Genomic DNA, 14,026 nt, shown 5'->3' with positions numbered 1-14,026 from the left:
TCGATGAAACTCAATGATCTGAGTCCAGCGCCGGGTTCCCGTCGCGAAAAGCATCGTCCGGGCCGTGGTATCGGTAGCGGTTTGGGTAAGACTGGTGGCCGTGGCCACAAAGGTCAAACCTCCCGCTCCGGTGGCACCATTGCTCCAGGCTTTGAAGGCGGTCAACAGCCGCTGCATCGTCGCCTGCCGAAGTTCGGTTTCGTTTCCCTGAAGGCCATGGATCGCGCAGAAGTGCGTTTGTCCGAGCTGGCTAAAGTGGAAGGCGACATCGTTACTCTGCAGACCCTGAAAGATGCCAACGTGATCAACGTCAACGTACAGCGTGTGAAAATCATGCTGTCCGGTGAAGTGACTCGCGCTGTCACTATCGGCAAGGGAATCGGCGCCACCAAAGGTGCGCGTTCGGCTATCGAAGCAGCTGGCGGCAAGTTCGAGGAATAAATGGCTAAGCAAGGTGCTCTCTCAGCGCTCGGCAAAGGCGGTATGTCTGAACTTTGGGCTCGTCTGCGTTTTCTGTTCCTGGCGATTATCGTCTACCGAATAGGCGCACACATCCCGGTTCCAGGTATCAACCCGGACCGACTCGCAGACCTGTTTCGACAGAATGAGGGGACCATTCTTAGCTTGTTCAACATGTTTTCCGGCGGCGCGCTGGAGCGGATGAGCATCTTTGCGCTGGGGATCATGCCGTACATTTCGGCATCGATCATCATGCAGTTGATGAGCGCCGTCAGCCCGCAGCTGGAACAGTTGAAGAAGGAAGGTGAAGCTGGTCGTCGCAAGATTAGCCAGTACACCCGCTACCTCACTGTCGTTCTTGCTCTTGTCCAGGCTGTTGGCATGTCCATCGGTCTGGCAGGGCAGGGCGTAGCGTTCACTGGTGACTTTGGCTTCCATTTCGTCGCGGTAACCACATTTGTGGCTGGTGCGATGTTCATGATGTGGCTGGGTGAGCAGATTACTGAGCGTGGTGTTGGCAACGGTATCTCGATGTTGATTTTCGCAGGTATCGTCGCCGGTCTTCCGAGGGCAATCGGGCAGTCTTTCGAGTCTGCACGTCAGGGTGATATCAATATCTTCGCCTTGGTTGCCATCGGTTTGCTGGCAGTAGCGATTATCGGTTTTGTGGTGTTCATTGAGCGTGGTCAGCGTCGTATTGCTGTTCATTACGCCAAGCGTCAGCAGGGCCGTAAGGTTTTTGCTGCGCAGACCAGCCACTTGCCGCTGAAAGTGAATATGGCCGGTGTTATTCCTGCTATCTTCGCGAGCAGCATTTTGCTGTTTCCGGCTTCGTTGGGTGCCTGGTTCGGTCAGTCTGAAGGTATGGGCTGGTTGCAGGACATCTCGCAGTCGATCGCTCCTGGTCAGCCGTTGAATATTCTGCTGTTTAGTGCAGGGATTATTTTCTTCTGCTTCTTCTATACGGCGTTGATGTTCAATCCGAAAGACGTAGCGGAAAACCTGAAGAAGTCCGGTGCCTTTATTCCGGGTATTCGTCCAGGCGAGCAGTCGGCGCGCTATATTGATGGCGTTCTGACTCGTTTGACCCTGTTCGGTGCTCTATATATGACGGCCGTGTGCTTGCTGCCCCAGTTCCTGGTGGTTGCAGCCAACGTTCCGTTCTACCTTGGCGGGACCTCGTTGCTGATCGTCGTCGTGGTTGTGATGGACTTCATGTCCCAAGTACAATCGCACCTCGTTTCGCACCAGTACGAATCCCTGATGAAGAAAGCCAACCTGAAGGGCTACGGCAGCGGCATGTTGCGCTGAGTACCCCATAAGGTTCGAGGAGTTGGTGATGAAAGTTCGTGCATCGGTGAAAAAGCTGTGCCGTAACTGCAAAATTATTCGCCGCGAAGGTGTTGTTCGAGTAATTTGCAGCGCGGAACCGCGTCACAAACAGCGCCAAGGCTGAGTGTGATCCGCTTGAAGCCCGGCAGCTAGTGCGCTGCCGGGTTGATTATTTGTTATTACAGCGATATTATCTCGCGCCCTATTTCTTGGCTTCCGGGGCGTAGGTAGCTGTCAATTGGAGTCCCACTGAATGGCCCGTATTGCAGGCGTTAACATTCCAGATAACAAGCACACTGTTATCTCGCTGACCTACATCTATGGTGTTGGTCGCACTACTGCGCAGAAAATTTGCGCAGTTGCTGGGGTAAACCCAGCCGCTAAGATCAAGGATCTGAGCGACGAGCAGATTGAATTGCTGCGTGGCGAAGTGGCGAAGTTCACCACTGAAGGTGACCTGCGTCGCGAAATCAACATGAAAATCAAGCGTTTGATGGACCTCGGTTGCTATCGCGGTCTGCGTCATCGTCGTGGTCTTCCAGTGCGCGGTCAGCGTACCAAGACTAACGCGCGTACCCGTAAAGGTCCGCGTAAGCCGATCCGCAAGTAATCGCCCCAGCGAATCGACAGGAAAATTATCATGGCAAAACCTGCTGCTCGTCCTCGTAAAAAAGTTAAAAAGACAGTGGTTGATGGCATCGCCCACATCCATGCATCTTTTAACAACACCATCGTGACCATCACCGACCGTCAAGGTAACGCGCTTTCTTGGGCTACCTCCGGTGGTTCGGGTTTCCGCGGTTCCCGCAAGTCCACCCCGTTCGCTGCTCAAGTAGCTGCTGAACGTGCTGGCCAAGCTGCGCTGGAATATGGCCTGAAAAACCTCGACGTTAACGTCAAGGGTCCAGGTCCAGGTCGTGAGTCTGCTGTCCGTGCTTTGAACGGCTGTGGCTATAAGATCGCCAGCATCACCGACGTGACGCCAATCCCGCACAACGGGTGCCGTCCGCCGAAGAAGCGCCGCGTGTAATCCAGGAGATTGTAAAGAATGGCTCGTTACATTGGTCCAAAATGCAAACTCGCTCGTCGCGAAGGCACCGATCTCTTTCTGAAGAGCGGCGTGCGCGCGATCGAATCGAAGTGCAACATTGAAGCAGCACCTGGTATCCACGGCCAACGCCGCGGTCGCCAGTCCGACTACGGCACCCAACTGCGTGAAAAGCAGAAGGTCCGTCGTATCTACGGCGTTCTCGAGCGTCAGTTCAGCGGCTACTACAAAGAAGCTGCTGGCAAGAAAGGTGCAACTGGTGAAAACCTGCTGCAACTGCTCGAATGCCGTCTGGACAACGTTGTATACCGTATGGGCTTTGGTTCGACTCGTGCCGAATCCCGTCAGCTGGTATCGCACAAATCCGTCAGCGTAAACGGCCAAACCGTTAACGTTCCGTCCTACCAGGTTCGTGCTGGTGACGTTGTCGCGATTCGCGAGAAAGCAAAAAACCAGCTTCGCATTGTCCAAGCTCTCGATCTGTGTGCCCAACGTGGCCGCGTAGAATGGGTAGAAGTAGACACTGAGAAGAAGTCGGGCGTTTTCAAGAACGTTCCTGCTCGCAGTGATCTGTCCGCCGACATCAACGAAAGCCTGATTGTCGAGCTCTACTCCAAGTAAGGGCTAGAAAATAGGTGCATCCATGCAGATTTCGGTAAATGAGTTCCTGACACCCCGCCACATTGATGTGCAGGTTGTCAGTCCAACCCGCGCCAAGATCACTCTCGAGCCTCTCGAGCGTGGTTTTGGCCACACCCTGGGCAACGCGCTGCGCCGCATCCTGTTGTCCTCAATGCCCGGCTGTGCAGTAGTCGAGGCCGAGATTGACGGTGTGCTCCACGAGTACAGCGCCATCGAAGGTGTACAGGAAGACGTAATTGAAATCCTGTTGAACCTTAAAGGTCTGGCTATCAAGCTGCACGGCCGTGACGAAGTTACGCTGACCTTGTCGAAGAAGGGTTCGGGGGTGGTTACCGCTGCCGATATTCAGCTGGATCATGATGTCGAGATCGTTAACCCCGATCACGTAATCGCTAACCTGGCGTCTAACGGCGCCCTGAACATGAAGCTCACTGTAGCTCGTGGTCGTGGTTATGAACCGGCCGACTCGCGTCAGAGCGATGAAGACGAAAGCCGCAGCATTGGTCGCTTGCAGCTTGACTCTTCGTTCAGCCCGGTTCGCCGCATCGCATACGTGGTGGAAAACGCCCGTGTCGAGCAGCGTACTAACCTGGACAAGCTGGTTATTGATCTGGAAACCAACGGTACTCTGGATCCTGAAGAGGCTATTCGCCGCGCTTCAACCATCCTGCAACAGCAGTTGGCTGCGTTCGTCGACCTCAAAGGTGACAGCGAACCAGTGGTAATCGAGCAGGAAGACGAGATCGATCCGATCCTGCTTCGCCCGGTTGACGATCTGGAACTGACTGTACGTTCGGCTAACTGCCTTAAGGCGGAAAACATTTACTACATCGGTGACCTGATTCAGCGCACCGAAGTAGAACTGTTGAAGACTCCGAACCTGGGCAAGAAATCCTTGACTGAAATCAAGGACGTTCTGGCCTCCCGCGGTCTGTCCCTCGGCATGCGCCTCGACAACTGGCCGCCTGCAAGTCTTAAGAAGGACGACAAGGCGACTGCCTGATCGTCGTAATCACCGAACGTGAGTTTGGTAAGGAATGAACCATGCGTCATCGTAAAAGTGGTCGTCACCTGAGCCGTACCAGCTCGCACCGCAAGGCCATGTTTCAAAACATGGCGGTGTCGCTGTTCGAGCACGAGCTGATCAAAACTACACTGCCGAAAGCCAAAGAACTGCGTCGCGTTGCTGAGCCGCTGATCACTTTGGCCAAGACAGACAGCCTGGCTAACCGCCGTCTGGCTTTCGACCGTACTCGTTCGAAAGCTATCGTTGGTAAGCTCTTCAACGACCTGGGCAAGCGCTACGCTACCCGTGAGGGTGGCTACCTGCGCATCCTCAAGTGCGGTTTCCGCACTGGCGACAACGCGCCTATGGCGTACGTCGAGTTGGTTGATCGTGCTACTGCTGGCGAAGCTGTATCCGCCGAGTAAGACGACAGTCTGCAACTAAAAACCGGGCCTAGTGCCCGGTTTTTTGTTTTTTAAGTAAGACAAATCCTATTTAAGCAGCGCTCCTCAATCTCGATACTGGTGCTATGGAGAGGGAGGTGACGGTAGTTTTTTTCTATTGATGCCGACAATTATATGAATTTGTAGACGTCATGCTGATGGTCAATACTCCCTCTAAGCCGATTAGCCGGCAGTTCCAAGACTGACCTGAGGAGATTGAGCATGAGCCAGAATAAAACCCTTACGACCGCCAGTGGCGCTCCCGTTGCTGACAACCAGAATTCCCGTTCCGCCGGCCCGCGTGGCCCGTTGCTGCTCGACGACTTTCACCTGATCGAGAAGCTTGCCCACTTCAACCGTGAAAACATCCCAGAGCGACGTGTACACGCCAAAGGCTCGGGAGCGTATGGCACGTTCACGGTTACCAAAGACATTACCCAATACACCAGCGCAAAATTGTTTGAAGCTGTTGGTAAGCAGACCCCGACCTTCCTGCGTTTCTCTACAGTCGGTGGCGAGCGCGGCTCGGCAGATACCGAGCGCGATCCACGTGGCTTCGCACTCAAGTTTTATACCGAAGAAGGTAACTGGGACATCGTAGGCAACAACACCCCGATATTCTTCATTCGTGACCCACTGAAATTCCCGGACTTTATCCACACTCAAAAACGTCTGCCGCAAAGCAACCTGAAAAGTGCACAGATGATGTGGGACTTCTGGTCGCATTCGCCTGAGGCGCTGCACCAGGTCACCATCCTGTTCTCGGACCGTGGCATCCCGGACGGCTACCGTCACATGCATGGTTTCGGCAGTCACACCTACAGCTTGATCAGCGCCAATGGCGAGCGTCACTGGGTGAAGTGGCACTACAAGACCAAGCAGGGCATCAAGAACCTCGCGCCTGCCGATGCAGCCCGCCTGGCCGGTACCGATCCGGATTACGCCCAGCGCGACCTGTTTGAGGCCATTGAGCGCGGAGATTTCCCTAAATGGCGTGTGTGCATCCAGATCATGACTGAGGCCCAGGCCAATGCTCACTACGAGAATCCCTTCGATGTGACCAAAACCTGGTCGCAGAAAGAGTTTCCGCTGATTGAGGTGGGTGAGTTGGAGTTGAACCGCAACCCGCTCAACTACTTCGCTGAAGTGGAGCAGGCAGCGTTTGGTCCAAGCAATATGGTACCGGGTGTCGGTTTGTCGCCGGACCGCATGCTCCAGGGCCGTGTGTTCGCTTACGCCGATGCGCACCGCTACCGTATTGGCACCAACCATCAGCACCTGCCGGTGAATGCTTCGCGCAGTCCGGTCCACAACTACCAGCGTGATGGCTCCATGGCATTTGGCAGCAACGGTGGCGCGGCTCCCAACTACGAGCCAAACAGCTACGCCGATGCACCAAAACAAGCTCCGCAGTACGCAGAGCCTGCCCTGGCTCTGAGCGGTGCAGCGGATCGTTATGATCACCGCGAGGATACTGATTACTACAGCCACGCCGGTGCGCTGTTCCGCTTGATGAATGCTGAGCAAAAAGCGCTGTTGATCAACAACATCGCCGGTGCGATGGCGGGTGTTTCCAGTGATGTGGTTCAACGTCAGTTGCAACACTTCTTCAAGGCAGATCCGGCTTATGGAGAAGGAATCGCAACTGCGCTGGGTGTATCGATTAACTAACTCTAAGTGATAAGCAGAACCGCCCTCATTTGGGCGGTTTTTACGTTATTTCAGCTACTTTTCTCCGGAAATCTTCACTTTTCTGCCGTTCGTCCCGTGACCTGCAAGTCTGCATGGTTCAAACTAGGGTCTTTCAAGCAGGGAGATGTAGGGCGATGCAAGGTCACCCCGACGTAATCGATTACCTCAACACGTTGCTGACGGGCGAACTGGCAGCTCGTGACCAATATTTCATTCACTCGCGTATGTACGAAGACTGGGGCTTTACCGAGCTCTACGAGCGTATCAACCACGAAATGGAAGAAGAGGCGCAGCACGCCGACGCGCTGATGCGTCGTATCCTGATGCTCGAAGGCACGCCGCGCATGCGTCCTGACGACCTGGATACCGGCACCACAGTGCCTGAGATGCTCGCCAGCGACTTGCGCCTGGAATACAAAGTCCGCGCCGCACTGTGCAAGGGCATTGAGCTTTGCGAGAGGCACAACGACTACGTGACCCGGGAAATCCTGCGCGTACAGTTGAACGATACTGAAGAAGATCACACCTACTGGCTGGAAAAGCAGTTGGGCCTGATCAAGTTGATCGGCCTGGAAAACTACCTGCAATCGCAGTTCTGATTCCACCGGTTATAAAAAAGCCCCTGTCACCGCTATGGTGACAGGGGCTTTTTGTTGGGCCGAACAATCAGGCCCGGTCGCGCGCGAGCAACGGCTTCAGATAGTAGCCAGTATGGGATTGCGGCATCTCGGAAACCTGTTCCGGCGTGCCCACTGCAATTATCTGCCCACCCTTGGAGCCACCTTCCGGCCCAAGGTCCACCAGCCAGTCGGCCGTCTTGATCACGTCCAGGTTGTGTTCGATCACCACCACGGTGTTGCCGTGGTCACGTAAACGGTGCAGCACGTCGAGCAACTGCTGGATATCCGCAAAGTGCAGCCCAGTGGTTGGCTCGTCAAGGATGTACAGGGTCTTGCCGGTATCGCGCTTGGACAGTTCACGAGACAGCTTGACCCGCTGCGCTTCGCCACCGGACAGCGTGGTCGCCGACTGCCCCAGCTTGATATACGACAAGCCCACGTCCATCAGGGTCTGAAGCTTGCGTGCCAGGGCCGGCACTGCGTCAAAGAACACCCGCGCTTCCTCGATCGTCATCTCAAGGGTTTCATGGATGTTCTTGCCCTTGTACTTGATCTCCAGGGTCTCGCGGTTGTAGCGCTTGCTCTTGCACACGTCGCAAGGTACGTAGATGTCCGGCAGGAAGTGCATCTCGACCTTGATCAAGCCGTCGCCCTGGCACGCTTCGCAGCGCCCACCCTTGACGTTGAAGGAGAAGCGCCCAGGGCCATAACCACGGGAACGGGACTCCGGCACACCGGCGAACAGTTCGCGAATCGGCGTGAACAGCCCGGTATAGGTCGCGGGGTTGGAGCGGGGGGTGCGGCCAATCGGGCTCTGGTCGATATCCACCACCTTGTCCAGGAGCTCCAGGCCCTTGATGCTGTCATGCGCGGCAGCTTCCAGGGTGGTGGCACCGTTCAACGCGGTGGCGCTGAGGGGGAACAAGGTGTTGTTGATCAGCGTCGACTTGCCCGAGCCGGAGACGCCGGTCACGCACGTCAGCAGGCCCAGGGGGATTTCCAGGTCGACATTGCGCAGGTTGTTGCCGCGCGCGCCCTTGAGGTGCAACGCCTGTTTTTTGTTGCGCGGTGTACGTTTGGCCGGTACTTCGATTTTCACTCGGCCAGACAAGTATTTACCGGTGAGCGAATCCGGGTGTGCCATGACTTCGGCCGGTGTGCCCTGGGCAACAATATGTCCGCCATGCACGCCGGCACCGGGGCCGATATCGACCACATAGTCCGCCAGGCGAATGGCATCCTCATCGTGCTCGACCACGATCACCGTGTTACCGATATCACGCAGGTGCTTGAGCGTGCCCAGTAGGCGATCGTTGTCACGCTGGTGCAGGCCGATTGAGGGCTCGTCCAGGATGTACAGCACGCCCACCAGGCCGGCGCCAATCTGGCTGGCCAGGCGAATGCGCTGGGCTTCGCCGCCGGACAGGGTGTCGGCGCTGCGATCCAGGGACAGATAGTCCAGCCCCACGTTGACCAGGAACTGCAGGCGCTCGCGGATTTCCTTGAGGATCTTGTCGGCAATCTCGCCGCGACGCCCGGTCAGCTTCAGTACGCCAAAGTACTCGCAGGCGTCGCCAATGGGCAGGTTGGTCACTGCTGGCAGGGTCTTCTCGCCGACCCATACGTGGCGAGCCTCGCGACGCAAGCGGGTGCCACGGCAATCAGGGCAGGGCTGGGTGCTGAGGAACTTGGCCAGTTCCTCGCGTACGCTGGCCGATTCGGTTTCCCGGTAGCGACGTTCCAGGTTGGGCACGATGCCTTCGAATGGGTGGGAGCGCTTGACGATATCGCCACGGTCATTCAAGTATTTGAAGTCGACGTTCTGCGAGCCGCTGCCATGCAGGATGACTTTCTGTTGCTCTGCGGGCAGCTCGTTGAACGGTACTTCCAGGCTGAATTTATAGTGGGCGGCCAACGACCCGAGCATCTGGAAGTAGTAGACATTGCGCCGGTCCCAGCCGCGTATGGCGCCCTCCGCCAGCGTCAGGTCGCCATTGACCAGGCGCTTGATGTCGAAGAACTGCTTGACCCCCAACCCATCACAGGTCGGACAGGCGCCGGCCGGATTGTTGAAAGAGAACAGCTTGGGCTCCAGTTCGCTGATGGCGTGGCCGCAGATCGGGCAGGCGAAGCGTGCGGAAAAGATGATTTCTTCGCCGGGCTCGTCGTCCATCGGTGCGACCAGGGCGATACCGTCCGCCAGCTTCAGCGCGGTCTCGAACGACTCCGCCAGACGTTGCTGCAGGTCGGCACGCACCTTGAAGCGGTCGACCACCACATCAATGGTGTGCTTCTTCTGTTTATCCAGTTTCGGCGCTTCGTCCAGCTCATACAGCTTGCCGTTGATCCTGGCGCGGACAAAGCCCTGGGCGCGCAGTTCTTCGAAGACCGACAGGTGTTCGCCCTTGCGCTCGCGGATCACCGGTGCCAGCAGCATCAGCTTGGCGCCTTCCGGCTGGGCCAGTACCAGGTCGACCATCTGGCTGACGGTCTGGGCTTCCAGCGGGATATCGTGATCCGGGCAGCGCGGAATACCGACGCGTGCGTACAGCAGGCGCAGGTAGTCGTAGATTTCGGTGATGGTGCCCACGGTGGAGCGCGGGTTGTGGGAGGTCGATTTCTGTTCGATGGAAATGGCTGGCGACAGGCCTTCAATGGTGTCGACATCAGGCTTTTCCATCATCGACAGGAACTGCCGGGCGTAGGCCGACAGCGACTCCACATAACGACGCTGGCCTTCGGCATACAGCGTATCGAACGCCAGCGACGACTTGCCAGACCCGGACAAACCGGTGATGACAATCAGTTTGTCCCGGGGCAGGGTCAGGTCGATGTTCTTCAGGTTGTGGGTTCTAGCCCCACGAATCAGGATCTTGTCCAAGATGGCCTCGTACGGCGGGCGTATAAATAATGCAGGAGTATACGGCTAAAGACTGGATGAATATACACTGTCGATTTGCCCATTTCAGGCTTGGATGAAAGCTGCGCGGCAAAGCGCCGCATATACCCTCTCAATCGATGGGACTGGTAGAATCGCCGCCGGTTCACACGAGGTTTTTCCATGCACGATCCCCACAGCGAACGCATGAGTAGCGGCGAGACCCGAGCGGCAAGCGGTCTGGCACTGGTGTTCGCCTTCCGTATGCTGGGCATGTTCATGGTGTTGCCGGTACTGGCGACCTATGGCATGGACCTCGCCGGCGCGACCCCAGCCCTGATCGGCCTGGCGATTGGCGCCTACGGCCTGACCCAGGCACTTTTCCAGATTCCGTTCGGGATCATTTCCGACCGCATTGGCCGCCGGCCGGTGATCTACCTGGGGTTGATCGTCTTCGCCCTGGGCAGTGTGCTGGCGGCCAATGCCGATTCGATCTGGGGCGTGATCGCCGGGCGCATCCTGCAAGGCGCGGGTGCAATTTCCGCGGCAGTGATGGCGCTGCTGTCAGACCTGACTCGCGAACAGCATCGCACCAAGGCCATGGCCATGATCGGCATGACCATCGGCCTGTCGTTTGCCGTTGCGATGGTGGTTGGCCCGCTGCTGACCCGTGCGTTCGGCCTGCACGGCCTGTTCCTGGCCACCGGTGGCATGGCGTTGTTCGGTATCGTGATCGTGGCCTTTATGGTGCCGCGCTCCACCGGGCCGCTGCAGCACCGTGAGTCGGGTGTGGCCAAACAAGCGCTGCTGCCGACGCTCAAGCACCCGGACCTGCTGCGCCTGGATTTAGGTATCTTTGTATTGCACGCGATGCTGATGTGCAGCTTCGTCGCCTTGCCCCTGGCCCTGGTGGAAAAAGCCGGCTTGCCCAAGGAAGAGCACTGGTGGGTCTACCTCACCGCGTTGTTGATTTCATTCTTCGCCATGATCCCGTTCATCATCTACGGCGAGAAGAAACGCAAAATGAAACGAGTTTTGCTCGGCGCCGTCGCGACATTGATGCTCACTGAACTATTCTTCTGGCAGTTCGGCGACAGCCTACGGGCACTGGTCATTGGGACGGTGGTGTTTTTCACCGCATTCAACCTGCTGGAGGCCTCACTGCCTTCGCTGATCAGTAAGGTTTCGCCGGCAGGTGGCAAGGGCACGGCAATGGGGGTTTATTCCACCAGCCAGTTCCTCGGTTCGGCGCTGGGTGGCATCATGGGCGGCTGGATGTTCCAGCATGGCGGTTTGTCGGTTGTGTTCCTCGGATGCGCCGGGCTGGCTGCACTTTGGCTGCTCTTTGCTGTTACCATGCGCGAACCTCCCTACGTCACAAGCCTGCGTTTGCCGCTATCGCCCGAGGCGATCCGTGAAAGCGGTCTGGTAGAGCGCCTGAAGGCAGTCGTAGGGGTAACGGATGCAGTCGTGGTCGCTGAAGAGGCGGCCATTTACATCAAATTGGACACCGAACTATTGGATCGCGCGACGCTTGAGCAACTGGTCAACCCAGTGCCGACAGCGCGCCCAGCCTAGGAGAACGTTATGGCCCGTGGGGTTAACAAAGTCATATTGGTCGGTACTTGCGGCCAGGATCCCGAAGTTCGCTACTTGCCTAACGGTAATGCCGTGACCAACCTGAGTCTGGCGACCAGCGAACAGTGGACCGACAAGCAGACCGGCCAGAAGGTCGAGAAAACCGAATGGCACCGTGTGTCGATGTTCGGCAAGGTTGCAGAGATCGCCGGTGAGTACCTGCGCAAGGGCTCGCAGGTCTACATCGAAGGCAAACTGCAGACCCGCGAGTGGGAAAAAGACGGTATCAAGCGTTACACCACTGAAATCGTGGTCGATATGCAAGGCACCATGCAACTGCTGGGCGGCCGTCCACAGGGCGACCAACAGGGCCAGGGTGGCATGTCCAACTCGGCACCGCGTCCACAGCAGTCGCGTCCACAGCCAAGCCAGCAGCCACAGCGTGAGTCGCGCCCAGCACCACAGCAGGCCGCACCGCAGCCAGCCGCTGACTTCGACAGCTTTGATGACGATATTCCGTTCTAAAAGCCGTTAGCTCGCAAGTGACAACATATGAAGCGAAGCCATTAATTTGGCTTCGCTTTTTTATGGTCTGCAGATTCTTGCGCGCTAAGAACTACATTTGTTAAGCGTTTATCTCTCGAAGGAGTCTATCAATGGCTCTAAAGCCGTGCCGGCTGACTGTCATATACATCGCTGGGCACTGGCGTGTTGGGAATGCCTGGTTTCGCTGTTGCGCAAATAAAAAGCTATCCAGTGTCGAATGCATCCTATACGATGCATTAATTGTTTGTTTTTATAAATGCATTGTATATGGTGCGCTTTATGGACAATTTAGGTCCCCTGATTAAAAGCCTGCGTAAGGCTGCGGGTCTGTCACAAGGTCAGCTCGCACAACGTCACGGCATGAGCCGCGCAACCATCTCTGGAATTGAGAACAACACCATCCCTGAAGTGGGTATTCGTAAGGTTGCAGCAATCTTTGAGGGCTTCGGGTACGAATTGACTGCTACACCCAAGCATCGGCGTAAGACTCTCGATGAACTAAAGTCAGGAAGTGTTCATGATTAAGAAAAGTGACCGGCTATATGTCGGCGCTGGCGATGTGGCTGCTGGAACACTCGGGCGAAACGAAACCAATAGGCGCGATTGCGTTTTCTCGTATAACGAAGCGGTAGCCGAACAGGATGCAGTCTCCTTGACCATGCCAGTACGCTTGCAGAGCTACAACTGGGAGTATGGAGTCCACCCGCTGTTCGAAATGCATCTCCCGGAGGGGCACCTCAAGGACGAACTCGTGCGACGTTTCAGCAAGTCAGTGCGTGGTTTTGACGACTTCGCCTTGCTGAGTATCGTGGGCCCGCATCAGCTTGGCCGCATCAGTATTGCCCATGACGCCAGTGACAAATCGCTGCCTGAGATCAAGCTCTCTGGGCTGTTGGTCCATGACGGGGCTAAAGATCTGTTCAATGACCTTATGAACACTTACGCGGCCTACTCAGGGGTTTCGGGCGTTCAACCGAAGGTATTGGTGCGCGACGTTGACGACACCAGCCAGGACGTTGCGCGGTTCACCCACCGGGGAGCCACGCATCTGGTGAAGACGTTCAATGATCAAGAGTATCCTCAACTGGCTGCCAATGAGTTTTTCTGCATGCGGGCAGCATTTCATGCTGGCCTTGAGGTTCCTGAGTTTCAGCTGAGTAGGCAGGGGAAGTTCCTGGTGGTGAAACGGTTCGATATCGGTGATAGCGCGTACCTAGGATTTGAGGACATGTGTGTTCTATCAGGATGGGCAACAGGTAGGAAATACGACGGCAGCTATCAGGGATGCGCAAAACTGATCAAAGCGTATGTCACACCAAGTCGCGTAACCAAGGCGTTGGAAGACTTCTTCATGATGGTGGCGCTCTCTGCCGGTATCCAAAATGGTGATGGCCACCTGAAGAACTTCGGCGTGCTCTATGAGAGTTGTGCCGAGGATGCGGACATTTGGCTTGCGCCAGCTTACGACCTCGTAACCACCACTGTGTATAAGGGCAGCGATATCATGGCTCTGTTGCTGGGGGGGTCGAAGGCCTGGCCAAAGCGCAAGATGCTGGTCCAGTTCGGGCGCAGCTCATGTGGTTTATCAGAAGCGCGCTGCAATGGGCTGCTCGCCCGAGTGCAGCACGGCATGAGTTGTGCGATGAAGGAGCTTTCGGACTATCGAGGCAGTAACCCAGAATTCGAAGGGGTAGGTGAGAAGATGACTGCTGCATGGACTGCTGGGCTGGCCAGGAGTATCGCGCCGGAGTGATTTGCCTGAGGGGGCTTATTTTGAAGTAG

The 14,026-nt window shown here is 56.4% G+C and carries 15 protein-coding genes; 14 read left to right on the top strand and 1 reads right to left on the bottom strand.

The window, feature by feature from the left end; translation table 11 throughout:
• Positions 1 to 3: 3 nt before the first annotated feature.
• The 10 genes from rplO to bfr all read left to right on the top strand — a co-directional run bounded on the left by rplO (position 4) and on the right by bfr (position 7,221).
• Positions 4 to 441: a 50S ribosomal protein L15 gene (gene rplO, locus KL786_RS17855; RefSeq protein WP_016969471.1), complete on the top strand. Its 438-nt coding sequence runs from the start codon at positions 4 to 6 to the stop codon at positions 439 to 441.
• On the top strand, positions 442 to 1,770 hold the full coding sequence (gene secY, locus KL786_RS17850; protein WP_018612224.1) for a preprotein translocase subunit SecY: 1,329 nt from the start codon (positions 442 to 444) through the stop codon (positions 1,768 to 1,770).
• 28 nt (positions 1,771 to 1,798) lie between these two features.
• On the top strand, positions 1,799 to 1,915 hold the full coding sequence (rpmJ, locus tag KL786_RS17845) for a 50S ribosomal protein L36 (protein ID WP_002555468.1): 117 nt from the start codon (positions 1,799 to 1,801) through the stop codon (positions 1,913 to 1,915).
• A 129-nt stretch (positions 1,916 to 2,044) separates the two neighbouring features.
• Positions 2,045 to 2,401 (top strand): 30S ribosomal protein S13, encoded by a 357-nt coding sequence (gene rpsM / locus KL786_RS17840; protein WP_024077676.1) that lies wholly within the window; start codon positions 2,045 to 2,047, stop codon positions 2,399 to 2,401.
• Between the two features lie 30 nt (positions 2,402 to 2,431).
• The gene (rpsK, locus tag KL786_RS17835) at positions 2,432 to 2,821 is read left to right on the top strand and encodes a 30S ribosomal protein S11 (RefSeq protein ID WP_002555466.1); all 390 of its coding nucleotides are present in this window, start codon (positions 2,432 to 2,434) and stop codon (positions 2,819 to 2,821) included.
• An 18-nt stretch (positions 2,822 to 2,839) separates the two neighbouring features.
• Complete coding sequence (rpsD, locus tag KL786_RS17830) at positions 2,840 to 3,460, top strand: 30S ribosomal protein S4 (protein ID WP_003210056.1); 621 nt, start codon at positions 2,840 to 2,842, stop codon at positions 3,458 to 3,460.
• Between the two features lie 22 nt (positions 3,461 to 3,482).
• A complete protein-coding gene (locus tag KL786_RS17825; RefSeq protein ID WP_215518468.1) occupies positions 3,483 to 4,484 on the top strand; it encodes a DNA-directed RNA polymerase subunit alpha in 1,002 nt (333 codons plus the stop codon).
• 41 nt (positions 4,485 to 4,525) lie between these two features.
• Positions 4,526 to 4,912: a 50S ribosomal protein L17 gene (gene rplQ / locus KL786_RS17820; RefSeq protein WP_007918448.1), complete on the top strand. Its 387-nt coding sequence runs from the start codon at positions 4,526 to 4,528 to the stop codon at positions 4,910 to 4,912.
• Between the two features lie 240 nt (positions 4,913 to 5,152).
• Entirely contained in the window at positions 5,153 to 6,601 is a 1,449-nt protein-coding gene (locus KL786_RS17815) for a catalase (protein ID WP_215518467.1), read from the top strand.
• Positions 6,602 to 6,756: 155 nt separating this feature from the next.
• Complete coding sequence (gene bfr / locus KL786_RS17810) at positions 6,757 to 7,221, top strand: bacterioferritin (RefSeq protein ID WP_215518466.1); 465 nt, start codon at positions 6,757 to 6,759, stop codon at positions 7,219 to 7,221.
• A 67-nt stretch (positions 7,222 to 7,288) separates the two neighbouring features.
• Here bfr and uvrA read toward each other — a convergent pair whose 3' ends face one another.
• Positions 7,289 to 10,123, bottom strand: coding sequence for an excinuclease ABC subunit UvrA (gene uvrA, locus KL786_RS17805; RefSeq protein WP_029299403.1), 2,835 nt, complete (start codon positions 10,121 to 10,123; stop codon positions 7,289 to 7,291).
• Positions 10,124 to 10,303: 180 nt separating this feature from the next.
• Between uvrA and KL786_RS17800 the strand changes: the two genes are divergently transcribed.
• From KL786_RS17800 to KL786_RS17785, 4 genes are all read left to right on the top strand, one after another.
• Positions 10,304 to 11,698, top strand: a complete 1,395-nt coding sequence (locus KL786_RS17800; protein ID WP_215518465.1) for an MFS transporter — start codon at positions 10,304 to 10,306, stop codon at positions 11,696 to 11,698.
• A gap of 9 nt (positions 11,699 to 11,707) precedes the next feature.
• Positions 11,708 to 12,223 carry a single-stranded DNA-binding protein gene (locus KL786_RS17795; RefSeq protein ID WP_017849542.1) on the top strand — a complete coding sequence of 172 codons (516 nt, stop codon included), beginning with the start codon at positions 11,708 to 11,710 and terminating at the stop codon, positions 12,221 to 12,223.
• Between the two features lie 300 nt (positions 12,224 to 12,523).
• Positions 12,524 to 12,769, top strand: a complete 246-nt coding sequence (locus KL786_RS17790) for a helix-turn-helix domain-containing protein (RefSeq protein ID WP_215518464.1) — start codon at positions 12,524 to 12,526, stop codon at positions 12,767 to 12,769.
• On the top strand, positions 12,762 to 13,997 hold the full coding sequence (locus tag KL786_RS17785) for a type II toxin-antitoxin system HipA family toxin (RefSeq protein WP_215518463.1): 1,236 nt from the start codon (positions 12,762 to 12,764) through the stop codon (positions 13,995 to 13,997). The genes KL786_RS17790 and KL786_RS17785 overlap by 8 nt, the downstream gene beginning before the upstream one ends.
• The last annotated feature ends 29 nt before the right edge of the window (positions 13,998 to 14,026 follow it).

This window comes from Pseudomonas sp. TAE6080 (assembly GCF_018732265.1).
GTDB classification, from domain to species: Bacteria; Pseudomonadota; Gammaproteobacteria; order Pseudomonadales; family Pseudomonadaceae; genus Aquipseudomonas; species Aquipseudomonas brenneri.
This window is presented reverse-complemented; position numbering and strand designations above follow the sequence as displayed.

Excerpts from the sequence above, each read along its gene's own strand:
- rplO (WP_016969471.1), top strand. The coding sequence starts at position 4 with ATGAAACTCAATGATCTGAGTCCAGCGCCGGGTTCCCGTCGCGAAAAG.
- secY (WP_018612224.1), top strand. The coding sequence starts at position 442 with ATGGCTAAGCAAGGTGCTCTCTCAGCGCTCGGCAAAGGCGGTATGTCT.
- rpmJ (WP_002555468.1), top strand. The coding sequence starts at position 1,799 with ATGAAAGTTCGTGCATCGGTGAAAAAGCTGTGCCGTAACTGCAAAATT.
- rpsM (WP_024077676.1), top strand. The coding sequence starts at position 2,045 with ATGGCCCGTATTGCAGGCGTTAACATTCCAGATAACAAGCACACTGTT.
- rpsK (WP_002555466.1), top strand. The coding sequence starts at position 2,432 with ATGGCAAAACCTGCTGCTCGTCCTCGTAAAAAAGTTAAAAAGACAGTG.
- rpsD (WP_003210056.1), top strand. The coding sequence starts at position 2,840 with ATGGCTCGTTACATTGGTCCAAAATGCAAACTCGCTCGTCGCGAAGGC.
- KL786_RS17825 (WP_215518468.1), top strand. The coding sequence starts at position 3,483 with ATGCAGATTTCGGTAAATGAGTTCCTGACACCCCGCCACATTGATGTG.
- rplQ (WP_007918448.1), top strand. The coding sequence starts at position 4,526 with ATGCGTCATCGTAAAAGTGGTCGTCACCTGAGCCGTACCAGCTCGCAC.
- KL786_RS17815 (WP_215518467.1), top strand. The coding sequence starts at position 5,153 with ATGAGCCAGAATAAAACCCTTACGACCGCCAGTGGCGCTCCCGTTGCT.
- bfr (WP_215518466.1), top strand. The coding sequence starts at position 6,757 with ATGCAAGGTCACCCCGACGTAATCGATTACCTCAACACGTTGCTGACG.
- KL786_RS17800 (WP_215518465.1), top strand. The coding sequence starts at position 10,304 with ATGCACGATCCCCACAGCGAACGCATGAGTAGCGGCGAGACCCGAGCG.
- KL786_RS17795 (WP_017849542.1), top strand. The coding sequence starts at position 11,708 with ATGGCCCGTGGGGTTAACAAAGTCATATTGGTCGGTACTTGCGGCCAG.
- KL786_RS17790 (WP_215518464.1), top strand. The coding sequence starts at position 12,524 with ATGGACAATTTAGGTCCCCTGATTAAAAGCCTGCGTAAGGCTGCGGGT.
- KL786_RS17785 (WP_215518463.1), top strand. The coding sequence starts at position 12,762 with ATGATTAAGAAAAGTGACCGGCTATATGTCGGCGCTGGCGATGTGGCT.